Origin of the sequence: Propioniciclava coleopterorum (assembly GCF_011393335.1) — a bacterium.
GTDB classification, from domain to species: domain Bacteria; phylum Actinomycetota; class Actinomycetes; order Propionibacteriales; family Propionibacteriaceae; genus Propioniciclava; species Propioniciclava coleopterorum.
This window is the reverse complement of sequence record NZ_CP049865.1, coordinates 2956246-2972662: the sequence shown is the minus strand read 5'-3', so window position 1 is coordinate 2972662 and position 16417 is coordinate 2956246. Positions and strand designations below refer to the sequence as shown.

Annotated in this window: 13 protein-coding genes and 1 tRNA gene; 10 read left to right on the top strand and 4 right to left on the bottom strand. The window is 73.5% G+C overall.

The features are described 5' to 3' along the window. Positions 1-53: 53 nt before the first annotated feature. On the top strand, positions 54-1619 hold the full coding sequence (locus G7070_RS14150) for an SLC13 family permease (protein ID WP_206079815.1): 1566 nt from the start codon (positions 54-56) through the stop codon (positions 1617-1619). A 63-nt stretch (positions 1620-1682) separates the two neighbouring features. On the opposite strand, the gene G7070_RS14145 is transcribed toward G7070_RS14150, so the two are convergent. The 3 genes from G7070_RS14145 to G7070_RS14135 are packed head-to-tail and all read right to left on the bottom strand — an operon-like array spanning position 1683 to position 3276. Next, entirely contained in the window at positions 1683-2156 is a 474-nt protein-coding gene (locus G7070_RS14145) for a PH domain-containing protein (RefSeq protein WP_166234268.1), read from the bottom strand. Next, entirely contained in the window at positions 2144-2989 is an 846-nt protein-coding gene (gene hisG / locus G7070_RS14140; protein ID WP_431977956.1) for an ATP phosphoribosyltransferase, read from the bottom strand. The genes G7070_RS14145 and hisG overlap by 13 nt, the downstream gene beginning before the upstream one ends. Positions 2990-3012: 23 nt before the next feature. After that, entirely contained in the window at positions 3013-3276 is a 264-nt protein-coding gene (locus G7070_RS14135) for a phosphoribosyl-ATP diphosphatase (protein WP_166234266.1), read from the bottom strand. A gap of 107 nt (positions 3277-3383) precedes the next feature. Here G7070_RS14135 and G7070_RS14130 point away from each other — a divergent pair, with 107 nt between their 5' ends. Further along, entirely contained in the window at positions 3384-4493 is a 1110-nt protein-coding gene (locus G7070_RS14130) for a CPBP family intramembrane glutamic endopeptidase (RefSeq protein WP_166234265.1), read from the top strand. On the opposite strand, the gene mshC is transcribed toward G7070_RS14130, so the two are convergent. Next, a complete protein-coding gene (gene mshC / locus G7070_RS14125; RefSeq protein WP_166234264.1) occupies positions 4480-5721 on the bottom strand; it encodes a cysteine--1-D-myo-inosityl 2-amino-2-deoxy-alpha-D-glucopyranoside ligase in 1242 nt (413 codons plus the stop codon). The two genes, G7070_RS14130 and mshC, sit on opposite strands and share 14 nt — an antisense overlap. Positions 5722-5834: 113 nt before the next feature. Here mshC and G7070_RS14120 point away from each other — a divergent pair, with 113 nt between their 5' ends. The 8 genes from G7070_RS14120 (at position 5835) to G7070_RS14080 (ending at position 16416) form a co-directional block, all read left to right on the top strand. Continuing rightward, positions 5835-6674: an undecaprenyl-diphosphate phosphatase gene (locus G7070_RS14120; protein ID WP_166235338.1), complete on the top strand. Its 840-nt coding sequence runs from the start codon at positions 5835-5837 to the stop codon at positions 6672-6674. 2 nt (positions 6675-6676) lie between these two features. After that, entirely contained in the window at positions 6677-7672 is a 996-nt protein-coding gene (locus G7070_RS14115; protein ID WP_166234263.1) for an aldo/keto reductase, read from the top strand. A gap of 81 nt (positions 7673-7753) precedes the next feature. After that, positions 7754-7839 (top strand) — tRNA-Leu (locus G7070_RS14110). A 455-nt stretch (positions 7840-8294) separates the two neighbouring features. Further along, entirely contained in the window at positions 8295-9176 is an 882-nt protein-coding gene (locus G7070_RS14105; RefSeq protein ID WP_166234262.1) for a right-handed parallel beta-helix repeat-containing protein, read from the top strand. Between the two features lie 405 nt (positions 9177-9581). After that, positions 9582-13565, top strand: coding sequence for a glycosyl hydrolase family 95 catalytic domain-containing protein (locus G7070_RS18035; RefSeq protein WP_206079814.1), 3984 nt, complete (start codon positions 9582-9584; stop codon positions 13563-13565). 156 nt (positions 13566-13721) lie between these two features. Further along, positions 13722-15068, top strand: a complete 1347-nt coding sequence (locus G7070_RS14090; protein WP_166234260.1) for a substrate-binding domain-containing protein — start codon at positions 13722-13724, stop codon at positions 15066-15068. Continuing rightward, the gene (locus G7070_RS19320) at positions 14990-15604 is read left to right on the top strand and encodes a DUF6807 family protein (RefSeq protein ID WP_166235336.1); all 615 of its coding nucleotides are present in this window, start codon (positions 14990-14992) and stop codon (positions 15602-15604) included. The genes G7070_RS14090 and G7070_RS19320 overlap by 79 nt, the downstream gene beginning before the upstream one ends. Continuing rightward, on the top strand, positions 15601-16416 hold the full coding sequence (locus G7070_RS14080) for a DUF6807 family protein (protein ID WP_206079813.1): 816 nt from the start codon (positions 15601-15603) through the stop codon (positions 16414-16416). Before G7070_RS19320 ends, G7070_RS14080 begins: the two co-directional genes overlap by 4 nt. Position 16417: the final 1 nt, after the last annotated feature.

Here is a 16417-nt window from a genome sequence, read left to right as displayed (position 1 = left end):
GAGAGCGGAGGACGCAACGGCATGAGCACCATCCCGGACGACCCCGGAGGTGGATGGTGACACCGGCCGTCCTCACGCTGCTGGTCCTGGCCGCCACGGTCGCCGTCTTCATCTGGGACCGGTTCCCCGTCATGCTGGTGGCCCTCGCGGTCCCCGTCGCCCTGTGGGCGACGGGCGTGCTGAGCCTGCCCGAGGCGTTCACCGGCTTCGGCGACCCGACCGTCATCTTCATCGCGGCGCTGTTCGTGGTGAGCGAGGCTCTGGACGAGACGGGCGTCACGACCTGGGTCGGCGACCTGGCGATGCGCCTGGCGGGCGAGAGCCGGGTCCGGCTCGTGCTCATCATCCTGGCGATGGTCGCCGTGCTGACCGCCGTGATCACCCCGAACGGATCGGTCGCCGCCCTCACCCCGGTGGTGGTCGTGCTGGCCACCCGGGCCGGCCGCTCCCCCTCTGAACTCCTCATGCCCCTGGCGTTCGGCGCCCACGCGGGCTCGCTGCTGCTGCTGACCGGCTCCCCGGTGAACCTCGTCGTGGCCGACTACGCCGCCCAGCTCGGGCTGCCCGCCATCGGGCTGTTCACGCTGACCCTGACCGGCGTCGCCATGGTGCTCGGCACGGTCGTCATCGTCCTGCTGCTGGGACCCCGCCTCATCCCCCGCCGGGACGCCGCCCGCGCGCTGCGCGACCTGGGCGACCACGCGGCCGTCCTGTCGGAGCACTACGACCTCCCGAAGGACGGGGCGGTGCGGCTGGGGCCCGCCGACGGCGTCCTGGAGGCGCTGATCCCGCCCCGCTCGCGCTTCATCGGGGACCACGTCTTCCCCGGGATGCCGACCGAGAGCGGCCGGCTGGTCGTCACCGCGGTGCAGCACGCCGGCCGCGCGGTCACGACCGGGCACGACCTGCACGTCGGCGACACCGTGCTGTTCACCGGCAGCTGGGAGGCGGTCGACGCCGCCGCGTTGGACCCCGACATCGTCGCGGTGGACGCCCCGGAGCCGCTGCGCCGACAGGCCGTCCCGCTCGGGCGGGGCGCGCGCAGGACGCTGGTGATCCTCGCCGTCATGGTCGTGCTGCTGGCGACCAACGTGGTGCCGGCGGCCGTCGCGGGCCTGCTCGCGGCGCTGGCGATCATCGCCACGGGCGTGCTGAGCGTCCGCCAGGTCTACGCGGGGATCGGCTGGACCACCGTCATCCTCGTCGGCGGTCTGATGTCGCTGTCGGCCGCGATGGTGGGCAGCGGGGCCGCCGACCAGCTCGCCGACGCTCTCGTCGGGATCGTGGGTCCGTTGGGGCCGCACGCGCTGCTGCTGGGGCTCTTCATCGTGACCGCGGTGCTGGGCCAGCTCATCAGCAACATGGCCACGGCGTTCATCGTGCTGCCGATCGGCGCGGCGGCCGCCGCCGACATGGGCGTCTCGGCCACGCCGGTGCTCATCGCCATCGCGGTGTTCGCCGCGGCGGCGCTGCTGACCCCGGTCGCCACGCCGGCCAACCTCGTGGTCATGGAGGCCGCCGGCTACCGGTTCGGCGACTACTGGCGGCTCGGCCTGGTCCTCCTGGCCCTCTACGGGCTCGTCGGCATCGGCCTGGTGCCGCTCATCTGGCCGTTCTAGGGGGCGTCCGGATCCGGGCGGGCGCGCCGGACCGGTCCGGGGTGGCCGCCGGCCGGCGGTCCGTCAGCGGGGGATGTGGCGGGCGGCGATCGCCCGGAGCTCCTCGACCTTGTCGTCGGCCATCTCACCGTCGGAGCGCATGATGCCGAGCAGCGGCCGGTCGGTGGTGTCGTTGAGCTCGACGAAGGCCCAGTGGTCGCCGTCGCGGTAGCGGATCGACTCGATCTCGTCCCACCCGATCCGGTAGCTGCGCAGCCCGTTGCGTCCCGACAGCCCCGAGGCGTCCGCGCGCACCCAGCCGGAGGCCACCGTCCACACGACGCCCAGCATGAACACCAGGAAGAACGCCAGCGTCAGGATCTGCGGCAGGGTGAACATCGCCCGGATCGTGGCGGGCAGCATGAACCAGCCCAGCAGGGCCGCGCCGCCCATGACGATCGTCCACAGCACCGCCTGCCGCCGCAGCAGGTGCGGGTGCGCCTCGAACTGCTCGGGGACGCCCGCGGTCGGCTTCTCGGCGGCGCTCACAGCCGGCACGCCGCGATGTCGGTGACGAGGATGCCCTCCGCGCCGGCGTCCCACAGGTCGTCCATGATGCTCGGCGCCTGCTTGGCGGGGATCATGGCGCGCACCGCGAGCCAGCCCTCGCGGGCCAGGTGGGACACCGTCGGGCTGTCGATGCCGGGCGTGATCGCGATCGCGGCGTCGAGCTTGGCGGCGTCGATGTTGTAGTCGACCATCTTGTAGTTGCGGGCGGTCATCACGCCGGTCAGGCGGCGCAGCAGCAGGTCCAGTCCAGCCGGCTTGTCGACGCCCGCACCCTGGATGAGGATCGCCTCGGACGTCAGGATCGGGTCCCCGAAGACCTCGAGGCCGGCGCGCTTGAGGGTGCTGCCCGTCTCGACCACGTCCGCGATCGCGTCGGCGACGCCCAGCCGCACGGCGCTCTCCACAGCGCCGTCGAGCTTGATGAGGCGCGCCTCGACCCCGCGCTCGGCCAGGTAGCCGCCCAGCAGCCCCGGGTAGGAGGTCGCGATCCGCTTGCCGTCCAAAGACGCGACCGTCCAGCCGGACGCCCCGGGCGCGGCGAAGCGGAAGCGCGTCCCGCCGAAGCCGAGCGCCAGCACCTCCTCGGCGTCCGCGCCGGAGTCGAGCAGCATGTCGCGGCCGGTGAAGCCCAGGTCGAGCGTCTTCTCCCCCACGTACACCGCGATGTCGCGCGGGCGCAGGTAGTAGAACTCGACGCCGTTGGCCTCGTCGAGCAGGACGAGGTCCTTGGTGTCGACGCGCTGGGCGTACCCGGCCTCGCGCAGCATGGCCTGGGTCGACTCGGCGAGCGAGCCCTTGTTCGGCAGCGCGATGCGCAGCAGCGGGCGGTCGTTCACGGTTCCCCTCACAGGTAGCGGTAGATGTCGGACAGCGTGAGCCCCTTGGCGATCATCATCACCTGCACGTGGTACAGCAGCTGACTGATCTCCTCGGACGCCTCCGCGTCGGACTGGTACTCGGCGGCCATCCACACCTCGGCGGCCTCCTCCACGATCTTCTTGCCGATGAAGTGGACGCCGGCGTCCAGCTCCTGCACGGTGCCCGACCCCTCGGGTCGCGCCTCCGCCTTCGCGGTCAACTCGGCGAACAGCTCCTCGAACGTCTTCACGTGGGGGAAGTCTAGTGCGGCGCCCGACGCCCCGGGTCGAACGCGATCGGGGCGGACGCGCGTCCGAACGCTGGGACGCCTCCGGACGTGGGGTTAGTGTGCGGGGCATGACGTTCACCCCGTCCGGCCCCTCGTCGCGGCCCGAACCCACCCCCCGTCAGCACACCCCGGCGGCGCAGCCCGCCCCGATCCCGCAGCACCTTCCGGTCGCACCACCGGGCCCGCCGACCCTGCCGGTCGGACCGGGCGGGCGGCTGCCGCTGCTCCAGGCCCTCCTCGGCGCCGTCCTGTTCTTCGTCGCCCAACTGTTCGCCGGACTCGCCGGCGGCGCCGTGATCGCCCTGACCATGCTGGACCGGCTCCGCGGCGACGGCGGGACCATCGACCCGAGCCAGGGCATGCAGCTCCTGCTGGGCGACCCCGCCGCCGCCACGGTCTACTTCGGCACCTACGCGGTCGTGTCGATGATCGGCTTCGCCCTCCTGCTGCGGGCGTTCGCGCGCGCCGACTTCCACGACACGTTCCGCCGGCGCGGCATCGTGGGGGAACTGTCCGCGGGCACCATGCTCGGCGCCGGGCTCATCGGGGTCGGCGGCCTGATCCTGCTCGCCCTGGGCGTGTACCGGGGCACGGACCCCGCCCTCCACGGCGGGATCCTGATCGGGACCATGCTCGGCGTGGGCGCCGCCTTCGGCGAGGAGGTGTTCTTCCGCGGCTTCCTGCTCCGCCTGCTGGACGCCCGCTTCGGCTCGACCGTCGCCGTGGCCGCCCTCACCGTCGTCTTCGGCCTGGTGCACGTCAGCAACGGCGGCGCCGGCGTCTACGGCGCGGTCGCGATCATGATCAGCGCCGGCCTGCTGCTCAACGTCGCCTACATCCTGACGGGGAGGCTGTGGCTGCCCATCGGCATCCACTTCGCCTGGAACGCCATGCAGTCGGCCGTCTTCGGCACCGACGTCTCCGGCTCCGGGTCGGGGCGCGGCCTGTTTGAAGGCCACCTCGCCGGGCCGGACTGGCTGTCCGGAGGGACGGTGGGCATGGAGGGCTCCGTCGTCGTGATAGCGCTCGGGCTGGCGGCCGGCGTCGCGCTGACGGTGCTCGCGGTGCGGCGCGGCCGCTGGCGCTCGTGGTCGACGGCGCGCGCCGAGGTCGCCCGCGCCAAGCAGGAGCGGGCGGCCGCGAAGGCGGCGCTGGAGTCGGCCGTCAGGCCAGGATGACGCCCAGCAGCGCGTCCACCACGCGCTGGATATCGCCGGGGGCGTCGGTGTCATCGCTGTCGATGGCCGCCGACGCCGCCACCCAGGCGTCCACGGCGGCCAGGGCCGAGGGCGCGTCCAGGTCGTCGCGCAGCGCGGCCCGCACGGCGGCGACGGTCTCCCCGGCCGGCATCCCCGTGGCGTCGTTCATCGCGCCCCGCCACGCCGCCAGCCGCTCCTGCGCGCGGGCCAGGTCGGCGTCGGTGTACTCCCAGTCCTCGCGGTAGTGGTGCGCGAGCAGCACCAGCCGGATCGCCATCGGGTCGACGCCCTGCTCGCGCAGCCGCGACACCAGGACCAGGTTCCCCTTGCTCTTGGACATCTTCTCGCCCTCGTAGCCGACCATGCCGGCGTGCACGTAGGCGTCCGCGAACGCCTCGCCGGTGGCCGCCCGGGCCTCGGTGGCGCACATCTCGTGGTGCGGGAAGATCAGGTCGGAGCCGCCCCCCTGCACGTCGAACGTCTCCCCCAGGAACTGCAGCGCGATCGCGGTGCACTCGATGTGCCAGCCCGGACGGCCGCGTCCCAGCGCGGAGTCCCAACTCGGCTCGCCGTCGCGGGCCATCCGCCACACCAGGCAGTCCAGCGCGTCGCGCTTGCCGGGGCGGTCCGGGTCGCCGCCGCGCTCGCCGAACAGCGCCACGGCGGTGGCGCGGTCGAGGTTGGACACCTCGCCGAAGTCGTGGGCCTGCGAGCAGGCGAAGTACCAGTCGGGGTGCTCGGGGTCGTCCACCTGGTAGACCAGACCGGTCGGCAGCAGCCGCTCGATGAGGTCGACCACCAGCGGGATCGACTCGACGGCGCCCACGTAGTGCTGCGGCGGGATCACGCGCAGCGCCTCCATGTCGGTGCGGAACAGTTCCACCTGCCCCTCCGCGAGGTCCTCCCACGCGACCCCGGTGGCCTCGGCGCGCTCCAGCAGCGGGTCGTCCACGTCGGTGACGTTCTGGGTGTAGACGACCTCCCTGCCCGCGTCGCGCCACACCCGCTGCAGCAGGTCGAAGGCCAGGTAGGTGTTCGCGTGGCCGAGGTGGGTGGCGTCGTAGGGGGTGATCCCGCAGACGTACAAGCGGGCGGGGGCGTCCTCGCGACCGACCTCCACCAGGGCCTGCGAGGCGGTGTCGTACACGCGGGGCAGGGTCGGGTCCGGAGACAGGGTGGGGACGTCCGGGCCGGACCATGCCTTCATGGGTTCTCCTCGCACAGGGGCGGCGCGGTGCCGCGACCCGGCCAGCCTAACGGGCGGCGAGCGGGCTACGCTGGGGCGTCTGATTCGGCGAACGAACGGAGAGCACACGCATGTTGGAATGGTGGCAGTCGGTCATCCTCGGCATCATCGAAGGCGTGACGGAGTTCCTCCCGATCTCCTCCACGGGCCACCTCACCGTCGCCGAGAAGCTGATGGGGCTGCCCATCAACGCGCCGTCGGTCACCGCGTACACCGCCATCATCCAGATCGGGGCCATGCTCGCCTCCATCGTGTACTTCTGGAAGGACATCGTCCGCATCGCGGGCGCCTGGTTCGCCGGCCTGGCCGACCGCGCCAAGCGCGGCGCCGACTTCCAGCTCGGCTGGGCGATCATCGCCGGCTTCGCCGTCACGGCCGTCATCGCCTTCGCGTTGAAGGACCTGATCGAGGGGCCGCTGCGGTCGCTGTGGTTCGTGGTCGGCGGCCTGGTCGTGTGGAGCGTGGTGATGTTCGCCGCGGACCGGTTCGGCAAGCAGGACCGCGGCGAGGACTCCATCACCTGGAAGGACGGCGCCCTGCTGGGCCTCATCCAGTGCTTCTCGCTCATCCCGGGCGTCAGCCGCTCGGGCGCCACCATCTCCGGCGCGCTGTTCCTGGGCATCGACCGCGTCACCGCCACCCGGATGAGCTTCTTCCTCGGCATCCCGACGCTGGTCGCCGCCGGCGGCTACCAGGCGGTCTCGGCGGCGTCCGACATCTCCGCCCCGGGCGGGGTCGGGTGGCTCGCCACCATCATCGGGATCGTCGTGTCGTTCGTCGTGGCCTACGTGTCCATCGCGTGGCTGCTGAAGTTCGTGGCGTCCAACAACTTCACCGCGTTCGTGATCTACCGGATCGTGCTGGCGATCCTGATCGCTGGCCTGCTGGTCGCCGGCGTGGTCACCCCGGTCTAGGCATGGCGCCCGCGACGAAGACCGCCCCGCAGCGCACACGGCAGGTCGGGTTCAGCGGCCTGACCGTCTCCCGGTTCGGGCTGGGGACGATGACGTGGGGCCGCGACACCCGGGCCGAGGACGCCCGCGGCGTCCTGCGCGGCTTCGTGGACGCCGGCGGTTCCCTGATCGACACCGCGCCCGCCTACGCCCGCGGGGACGCCGAACGCATCCTCGGGCGGCTGCTGCGCGCCGACGTCGCGCGCTCCGACCTGGTCATCGCCACGAAGGCCGGCTTCGTCTTCCGCGACGGTGCCCGGACGGTGGACACCTCGCGCCATGCCCTGCTGGACGACCTGCGGGGCTCGCTGGAGCGGCTCGGCACCGACCACGTCGATCTGTGGCAGGTGCACGCCTGGGGGCACGCGCCCCTGGAGGAGACGCTGGCGGCCCTCGACTTCGCCGTCGCCTCCGGGATGGCCCGCTACGTCGGCCTGTCGAACTTCGTCGGCTGGCAGACAGCCGCCTCGGCCACCTGGCAGCGCGCCGTCCCGGGGCGCGCCCCGCTGGTCAGCAACCAGGTCGAGTACTCCCTGCTGGCCCGCCGCGCCGAGGTGGAGGTGCTGCCGGCGCTGCAGCACTTCGGCATGGGGTTCTTCCCCTGGTCCCCGCTCGGACGCGGCGTCCTCACCGGCAAGTACCGCACCGGCGTCCCCCGGGACTCCCGCGGCGCCACACGCCACTTCCAGTGGTACGTCGAGCCGTATCTGGAGCCCCGTTCCCGCGCCGTCGTCGAAGCCGTCGCGCGGGCGGCCGACGGCCTGGGCATCACGCCGCTGCAGGTGGCGTACCTGTGGGTCCGCGACGCCCCCGGCGTCACCGCCCCGCTGCTCGGCGTCCGCACCGCCGCCCAGTTGGCCCCCTACCTGGAGGCCGAGGAGATGACGCTGCCCGACGAGATCGCCCGGGCGCTGGACGACGTCTCGGGCGGCCCGAACGAGGCCCGCGACGCGTCCTGAGCGGCGCGCACCCCCGTTTCGACACGATCCCCGCGGCGCGCTATAGTTGCGGGGCTGCCGGGGAGACCCGGCCGACACCTTGCGCGGGTGGCGGAATTGGCAGACGCGCTAGCTTGAGGTGCTAGTGCCCGTATTAGGGCGTGGAGGTTCAAGTCCTCTCTCGCGCACGGATCGACCCTCGATCAGCTTCCACCTGGTCGGGGGTCTTTCCACGTCCCCGCCCGTGCGCCGCACACCGAACTGCGCGCCCACGCACCCCGCGCTGCACCCGCCCACGCACCTCGTACTGCACCCGCCCACGCACCCTCGGTCCGGCCGTCGACCCCGGCCGGTTGCACGGTGTTGCCTCGGCGGATCCGGCCACCGCGGGGTGGGTAAGCGCCATCCCCGGTTGAGCGTGAATCGGACTATTTTCATCGATTCATTCCACGACGCCGCCGCCTTCGACATTCGCCGCTGGCCGCGAAAGGGGTTGTCGGAGCCGCAGACCCGGTGCCATGATCCAGAAATGAAAACAACGCAACGATGCGCAGCCGTCCTCGGGGCGACGATTCTTGCGGCCACCATTGTGGCCCCCAACGCCCAGGCGGCCACCTGGCACGATGTCTACAATTCCGGGCAATTGCATTCCGCGCTGAGCAGCGCCGGACCGGGCGACACGATCTACCTCCACGCCGGCACCTACACCGGCCAGTTCCGCGCCAGCAACAACGGCTCCGCCGGCAACCCGATCAAGATCCAGGGCGAGTGGCGCGAGGGCGTCTTCCTCCAGACCGGCAGCACGAACAAGGGGTCCGGCACCGCCCTGACCATCACCGGCGACTGGTGGGTCGTCAACCACGTCACGCTGCAGAACTCGAGCAAGGGCGTCGTGCTGGACGGCTCGAACCGTACGGTCCTGGACTACATCACGGTGACCAACGTCGGCGACGAGGCGGTGCACTTCATGCGGTGCAGCAGCGACAACGAGCTGAAGTGGTCGCTGATCCAGGGCACCGGCAAGGCCCAGCCGGGCTTCGGCGAGGGCGTCTACGTCGGCTCGTCGGAGACCAAGTGGGGCTCGGATGGCTACGCCTGCAACGGCGGCATGGACCAGTCGAACAACAACAACATCCACCACAACACCATCCGCGACACCACGGCCGAGGGGGCCGACTTGAAGGAGGGCACCTACGGCGGCCGGCTCACCGACAACCTCTTCGAGCGCACCGGCACGAGCGGCGACACCTCCGCCGACTCGGCGATCGACGTCAAGGGCAACTACTGGTACGTGGGCCACAACACGATCGGCCAGCCGCGGGGCGCCAACGTCGACGGCATCCAGACGCACCGCATCAAGACCTACAGCAACGACGGCAACGTCATCGACGCCAACACCATCTGGGATTACTGGAGCGGGTACGGCATCAAGGTGACGAACAACGCGGGGAACAACGTGGTCACCTGCAGCAACCAGGTGCCCCACATGGCCTCCTCCAAGCTCAGCAACATCGGCTGCTCCTGATTCCGACGCCCCGGCCCGCGCGCGGGCCGGGGCCGCCGGCGGCATCGGTCGCTTCCCTTCGGACGCGATCGGCCGCATTCCCCGGCCTCACCTTTCATTCGTTCACGTTCTTTCACCGATTCCGCCGAGGAGGCGGATCGGGTTTCTGCGCGATTCTCGAATCAAACCGGCCCCATCATTCGCGCGGCCGCGCCCGGACGATCATTTCTGCATCCGCATTCCGCCCCGACCGAATGCGCGGCGCTGTTGCCGTCCGCCTCCTGCACGGTCCGCGCCGCCGGGTCCGCGCAGCCCGTGCGCCTCGCGGGCGGCGCGCCGCAGACCGCCCTGGTGGCCATCACCACCGACCCGCTTCCCCTGGGTCCGCCCGGCCGCGTCGGCCGGGCCTGCCTAGGATCACTGCGCATGGAGTTCCCAAACACCGAACCCGCGATCCCCGGCTTCCACCCCGACCCCACCTGGTGCGCCGGACCCGACGCCGTCTACCTGGCGCACTCCTCGTTCGAGTACTTCCCCGGGGCGCCCCTGTTCCGCTCCACCGACCTGGCCACCTGGGAGCAGATCGGCAACATCATCGATCGCGACGACCAGTTCGACCTGTCGACGCTGGACGCCCCCTCCGGCGGCGTCTACGGATCCACCCTGCGCCACCATGCGGGCCGGTTCTGGTTCGTCACCACCAACGTCGGCCAGTTCGAGCGGGGACAGGCGATCTTCCACGCCACCGACGCCGCCGGCCCCTGGACCGGGCCCGTCTTCGTGGCGGGCACGCCGGGCATCGACCCGGACCTCGCCTGGGACGACCAAGGCGCGTGCCTGCTCACCTGGAACCACTACCCGCACGGGCGCGGCCAGGTCACGATCGACCCGCTCACCGGCGAGCGGCTCTCGCCGATCCGGTACGTGTGGGCCGGCACCGGCACGATGAAGGCGCCCGAGGGGCCGCACCTGTACCGCGTCGGCGACTGGTGGTACCTCCTGCTCGCCGAAGGCGGCACCGAGAAGGGGCACTGCGTGACCATCGCGCGGGCGCGCCGGCCCGACGCCCCGGACGCGGAGTGGGAGCCCCACCCCGGCAACCCGATCCTCACGCACCGCTCGACCGACCACCCGGTCCAGTCCGTCGGCCACGCCGACCTCCTGGAGTGGGACGGTCGGTGGTGGGCCTGCTTCCACGGCGTGCGGCCGCACGGGCGCACGCCCGGCCAGCACGTGCTCGGGCGCGAGACGTTCATCTGCCCGGTCGAGTGGGTGGACGAGTGGCCGGTCCTCCGGGAGGACCTCGCCGCCCCGAGGCCGGTGGACACGCGTCTGGACGAGTCGTTCGCGACCGCGCTGGGGCCCCGCTGGGTGAGCCCGCACGGCGACCTCGCGCACGCGACGCCCGGGCCGGACGGCCTCGCGCTGCTGCCGGGGCGTCCGGTGGTCGTGCGCGTCCCGGACCTCGCCTGGACCGCGACGGCGACGCTCGACGTCCGCCGGGGCACGGGCCGACTGGTGCTGCGCCTCGACGACGCCCACTGGTACGCCGTCGAGGCCGATGCCGACGGTGCGCGCCGTGGGGAACGCGGGTCCGTTCCACCAGGTGTTCGGCCAGGCGCCGGCCGGCGACCCGGCCTCGGTGACCCTGCGGATCTCCGCCCGGCTCCCCGAGCGCGGCACCCCGGACGCCCACGCCGCCGACCTCATCACCTTCGGGATCGTCCTGGACGGCCGCGAAACCCCGCTGGCGACCGTCGACGGCCGCTACGTCTCGACCGAGGTGGCCGGCGGGTTCACCGGGCGCACCGTGGGCGTCCAGGCGGGCGACGGACCCGTGACGGTGCGCCGGTTCCGGTACGCCCCCTCCTGAGCACGGCGCCGCCGCACGCGTCGTTTCGGTGCCCCGCGTCGCCGGGGCCGGCGGCATCACCCCTGGTCGCGGCCCCGGCGCGCCGCACTGGTGGCACCAGAACGACAACGGGGGCCGCGGCGACCGGGTGGCAACCCACGGCCGGTGCGGCCGGCGGGCCACTAGGGTCGAGGCCCATGAGCGACGACCTGACCCTGTGGTACCCCCGCCCGGCCGCGACCTGGAACGAGGCGCTCCCCGTGGGGAACGGACGCCTCGGCGCGATGGTCTTCGGGCGCGTCGGTCAGGAGCGGATCCAGCTCAACGAGGAGACGCTGTGGGCCGGCGGCCCTTTCACCGCCGACAACCCGGGAGCCGGCGCCGCGCTACCCCGCGTGCGGGCGCTCGTGGAGGAGGGCCGCATCGCCGAGGCCCACGCCCTCGCGGACGCCGAGGTGATCGCGGTCCCGACGCGCGTCCCCGCCTACGGGACGCTGGGCGACCTGCTGCTCGACCTGCTCCCCGGCCGGGGCGACGACGCCCCCGGCGCGCCGACCGAGCACCGCCGCGAGCTGGACCTGGCCACCGGGGTCGCGACGACCGCGTTCACGCTGGCGGGCGTCCGCCACCGCCGGAGCGTGTTCGCCACGGCCCCGGGCGACGTGGTCGTCGTGCGGCTCGAGGCCGACGCCCCGTTCGGCGTCCGCCTGACCCACCGCGGCCCGGGGCGCGCGCACTACGCGGCGGCGTCCTCGACCGAGCCCGCCACCCCCGCGACGGCGTCCGCGCCCCAGTGGTGGCTCCGCGAGGACCCCCGCGCGACGCCCGGGTGGCACGGGGCGCCCGACGGCCCCGCGGCGTGGCTGCTCACCGGCGCCAACGAGGACGGCGAGGACGGCGCGATCCCCGCCCGGCTCCGGGTGGCCCTGCGCGTCCGCGCCCTCGGCGACGGCACGATCACCGCCGACCCCGACGGGCTCACCGTGACCGGGGCCACCGACGTCACCCTGATCGTCGACGCGGCCACCAGCTTCGTGCGCTTCGACGACGTGAGCGGCGACCCCGTGGCCGCCGTGCGCGCCCGGACCGAGGCCGCGGCCGCGCGCGGGCACGCCGCCCTGCTGGCCGAGCACCTGGCCGACCACGCCGAACCCGCCGGGCGGATGAGCCTCGACCTGGGGTCCGGCCGCACCGACCTGCCCACCGACGACCGGCTGCGCGCCGCCGCCGAAGTCGACGACCCGGCACTGACCGCGCTCTACGTCGCGTACGCGCGCCACCTCGCGATCGCGTCCTCGCGGCGCGGCGAACCCATGAACCTGCAGGGGCTGTGGAACGAGGGCACCAACCCGCCCTGGAGCAGCAACTACACCACGAACATCAACACCCAGATGAACCACTGGCCGCTCGACCCGGCCAACCTTCCCGAGGCGTTCGGGCCGCTGCTGACGCTGCTGGAGGGACTGGCCGAGCGCGGCGCCATCACCGCGCGCGACACCTACGGGGCGCGCGGCTGGGTCACCCACCACAACACCGACCTGTGGCGCAGCACCGCCCCGCTGGGCGCGGCGAAGTGGGGGCTGTGGCCCACCGGCGGCGCGTGGCTCGCGGTCACCGCCTGGGACCACTGGACCTACGACCCCGACCCGGCGTTCCTGCGCCGGCTGCACCCCCTGCTGGTCGGCGCGGCGGAGTTCTTCGTCGACACCCTCCGCCCGGACGCCGGGGGCCGCGGCCTGGTCACCTCGCCGTCGATGTCGCCGGAGAACCACCACCCGCACGGCGGCACGCTGTGCGTCGGCCCGGCGATGGATCGCCAGATCGTCCGGGACCTGTTCGCCGCCACGGCGTCCGCGACCCGCGTCGTCGGCGGCGACGAGGCCTTCGCCACGCTCCTGGACGACCTGCGCGGCCGGCTCGCGCCCGACCGGGTGGGTGGCACCGGGCAGTTGCAGGAGTGGCTCGAGGACTGGGACGCCGACGCTCCCGAGCCGCACCACCGGCACGTCTCGCACCTGTACGCCGTCTACCCGAGCGAGCAGGTCAACGTGCGCGACACCCCCGACCTCGCCGAGGCGGCCCGCGTCACCCTCGACCAGCGCGGCGACCGCGCCACCGGGTGGGGCACCGCCTGGCGCGCGTGCCTGTGGGCGCGGCTGGGCGACGGGGAGCGGGCGCACGGCATCCTGCGCGACCTGGTCGGCCCGCGGCTGGCCTACCCGAACCTCTTCGACGCGCACCCGCCCTTCCAGATCGACGGCAACCTCGGCGGCGCCGCCGCGGTGCTGGAACTGCTGGTGCAGTCCTGGGGCGGCGAACTGCGGCTGCTGCCCGCCCTCCCCTCCGCGTGGCCGACCGGCGAGGTGCGCGGGCTGCGGGCGCGCGGCGGCCTGACCGTCGACCTGGCCTGGCGCGACGGCGTCCCCACGCGGCTGCGGCTCCGCGGTCCCGCGGGCGCCCGCGTGTGCGTCCTCTCCCCCGCCGGGACGCTGACCGCCGCGCTGGACGACGAGGGCGACTTCTCCCACGCGTTCCCGGGCGCGCACCCACGCGCCTGAGCCGCCGATCCCCGCGGACCCGGACGTCACCACAGGCGCTCCATGGGAGCGGTTCACGAGCGTGTGCCCAGCGTGCCGACTAAACCGCTTCCACGCCCTGGAGTAGACTCGCCGGGGGCGGGGAGAGTCCCCTCCGCTCGAATCTGGGGAGGCGCGATGGCCGGCCCACGCAGCACCAACATCGACGACGTAGCGCGCCTGGCGGGCGTGTCGGCGTCGACCGTGTCGCGGGTGATGAACGGCAACCCGGCGGTCAAGCCGGAGACCATCAAGCGGGTCATGGACGCGGCCGAGCGGCTCGACTACGTGCCCAGCAACACCGCCCGCAGCCTGTCCCTGGGCAGCACCCGGACCGTGGCGTTCCTGATGCCCGATCTGTCCAATCCGATGTTCCAGCTCGTGCTGCGCGGGGCGAGCCGCGCCGCCGCGGACGCCGGCTACCGGATCCTGGTCAGCGACACCGTCGAGGACGTGGACGCCGAGGCCGGGCTGGCCATCGAACTGCGCCGCCGCTGCGACGCCCTCATCCTCTGCTCGCCCCGGATGTCGTCGCGCGACCTGCGCCGCGTCCTCAGCGTCACCGAGCCCGTCGTCCTCATCAACCGGGCCGAGGACGCGGGCGGCGCCCCGGCCGTCACGGTCGATTACGCCGAGGGCAGCCGGGCGCTGATGCGGCGGCTGATGCGGCAGGGCCACCGCGCCTTCGTGTACCTGTCGGGTCCCCCGCACAGCCGCACCAATCAGCAGCGCGAACTCGCGCTGCGCTCGCTGGCCCGCGAGCACGACGGCGTCACCCTGACGACCATCCAGGCGGGACCCACGATCGAGGACGGCTACGCCGCCTCCGGGGCGGTGCTCGCCTCGGGGGCCACCGCCGCCATCTGCTACAACGACGTGATCGCCATCGGCCTGCTCGGCCGGCTCAACGAGGTGGGGGTCACCGTCCCGGAGGACATCTCGGTCGCCGGCTACGACGACATCCCGTTCGCCCGGTACGTCACGCCGTCCCTGACCACGGTCTCGACCCCCAAGGGCGACCTGGGGCGGCACGCCTGGGAGGCCGTCGAGCGGATGCTGGCGGGCGACACCGAGCTCGGGACGCTCACCTTCGCTCCCCGGCTGGTGGAGCGGGGCAGCACCGGGCCGGCGCCGCGCGACCGGATCACCGTCGCCCCGGACACCGCCCCGAGCGTCTTCGCCTGGCACCGCGACGACGACGATCTCGACGTGGAGCTGACCGCCGGGCGCGACCTGCTCGCGCGCTACGAGCGCCGACCCGTGATGCCCGACGTCTACGCCCCGCGGCCGTACCTGCATCCGCTCTACACGCTCGCGGGCCGCGCCATCACCGACGCCAACAACGCCCCGCACCGGCACCAGCACGGCGTCTCGGTGGTGTTCGACTCGGTCAACGGCACCAATTACTGGGGCGGCCGCACCTACCTGACCGGCTCGGGCCGACGCTGCTGCCCAACCACGGCACCCAGGCGAGCCGGAGCCTGAGCGCGTCCGGCGGCGACCTGGAGGAGCGGCTGCAGTGGCGCGCCACCGACGGGACGCCGCAGATCGAGGAGGACCGGGCGGTGACGGCCCGGCTGCGCGCCGACGGCGACGGCTGGGAGCTGACCTGGTCCAGCACGCTGACGCCCGCGTCCGGCCCGCTGGTCCTCGCCAGCCCGAGCGACCAGGGCCGCGAGGACGCCCACTACGGCGGCCTGTTCTGGCGCCTCCCCGGCCCGGACGGCGTGACGGTGCTCACCGCGGACGGTGAGGGCGGCGCGACCGCGCACGGCAGCGCCTCACCCTGGCTGGCGCTGGTGCACCCCACCGCGCCGTGGTCGGTGGTGCTGCGGGCCACGGGGCCGGCGGTGCGCTGGCACGTGCGTTGCTCCAACTACCTGGCGGTCTGTCCGTCGCTGGTGTGGGACGCCCCGGTCCGCCTGGCCCCCGGCGACCGGCTCGCCTTCGGCCTGCGCGCCACGATCCTCGACCGCGCCGTGGACGCCGCCGAGGCCGCCGCCCTGGGGGCCGACGCGTGAGCGCCCCGCTCTGGAGCGAGGCCGGGGACGGCTGGGAGCTGCGCCGCGGAGAGGCGCTGCTGGCGCGGTGCTCCCCCGGCTCGCACCTGAGCCCCGAGCACGCGCCCCGCCCCTTCCTGCACCCCGTCCGCACGCTCGGGGGCCGCGACCTCACCGCGGACGCCCCCGTCGACCACCCGCACCACCACGGGTTGTCCTTCGCGGTGTCCTCGGTCAACGGGACGACCTTCTGGGGCGGCCGCACCTACGTCCGCGGCGTCGGCTCGACGATGCTGGCCAACCACGGGACGCAGCGCGTCCTGGCGGCCGAGCTCGACGGCGGCGTCCTGCGGCAGCGCCTCGCGTGGCGCGACCCGGACGGCGCCACGCTGCTCACCGAGGAGCGCACCCTGACGGCGCGGCTGACGGAGGCCGGCTGGGAGCTCGGCTGGGACAGCGACCTCACCGCCGCGACGGACCTGCTCGTCGAGAGTTCCGCGACCAAGGGACGCGCCGGCGCCGGCTACGGCGGCATCTTCTGGCGTTTCCCGGTCCTCCCGGACGCCGCGGTCGTCACGACCGCCGACGCCACGGGCGAGGACGGCGTCCACGGCTCGACGTCGCCGTGGCTGCGCGTCGAGGACGCCGGCGCGTGGCGGGTCACGCTGACCCGGACGGGACCGACCTTCCCCTGGTTCGTGCGCGCCGCCGGCTACGCCGGGGCGGGCCCCGCCCTCGCCTTCGCCGCGCCACTGGCCCTCGCCGCCGGCGCCACCGTCCGCCTCGGCCTGGTGGCCGACCTCGCCGACGCACCCCCGACACCCGCCCCCTGAC

What these genes read in the sequence shown, in the direction of transcription:
- G7070_RS14150 (WP_206079815.1), top strand. Translation starts at nt 54, where the DNA reads ATGGTGACACCGGCCGTCCTCACGCTGCTGGTCCTGGCCGCCACGGTC.
- G7070_RS14130 (WP_166234265.1), top strand. Translation starts at nt 3,384, where the DNA reads ATGACGTTCACCCCGTCCGGCCCCTCGTCGCGGCCCGAACCCACCCCC.
- mshC (WP_166234264.1), bottom strand. Translation starts at nt 5,721, where the DNA reads ATGAAGGCATGGTCCGGCCCGGACGTCCCCACCCTGTCTCCGGACCCG.
- G7070_RS14115 (WP_166234263.1), top strand. Translation starts at nt 6,677, where the DNA reads ATGGCGCCCGCGACGAAGACCGCCCCGCAGCGCACACGGCAGGTCGGG.
- G7070_RS18035 (WP_206079814.1), top strand. Translation starts at nt 9,582, where the DNA reads ATGGAGTTCCCAAACACCGAACCCGCGATCCCCGGCTTCCACCCCGAC.
- G7070_RS14090 (WP_166234260.1), top strand. Translation starts at nt 13,722, where the DNA reads ATGGCCGGCCCACGCAGCACCAACATCGACGACGTAGCGCGCCTGGCG.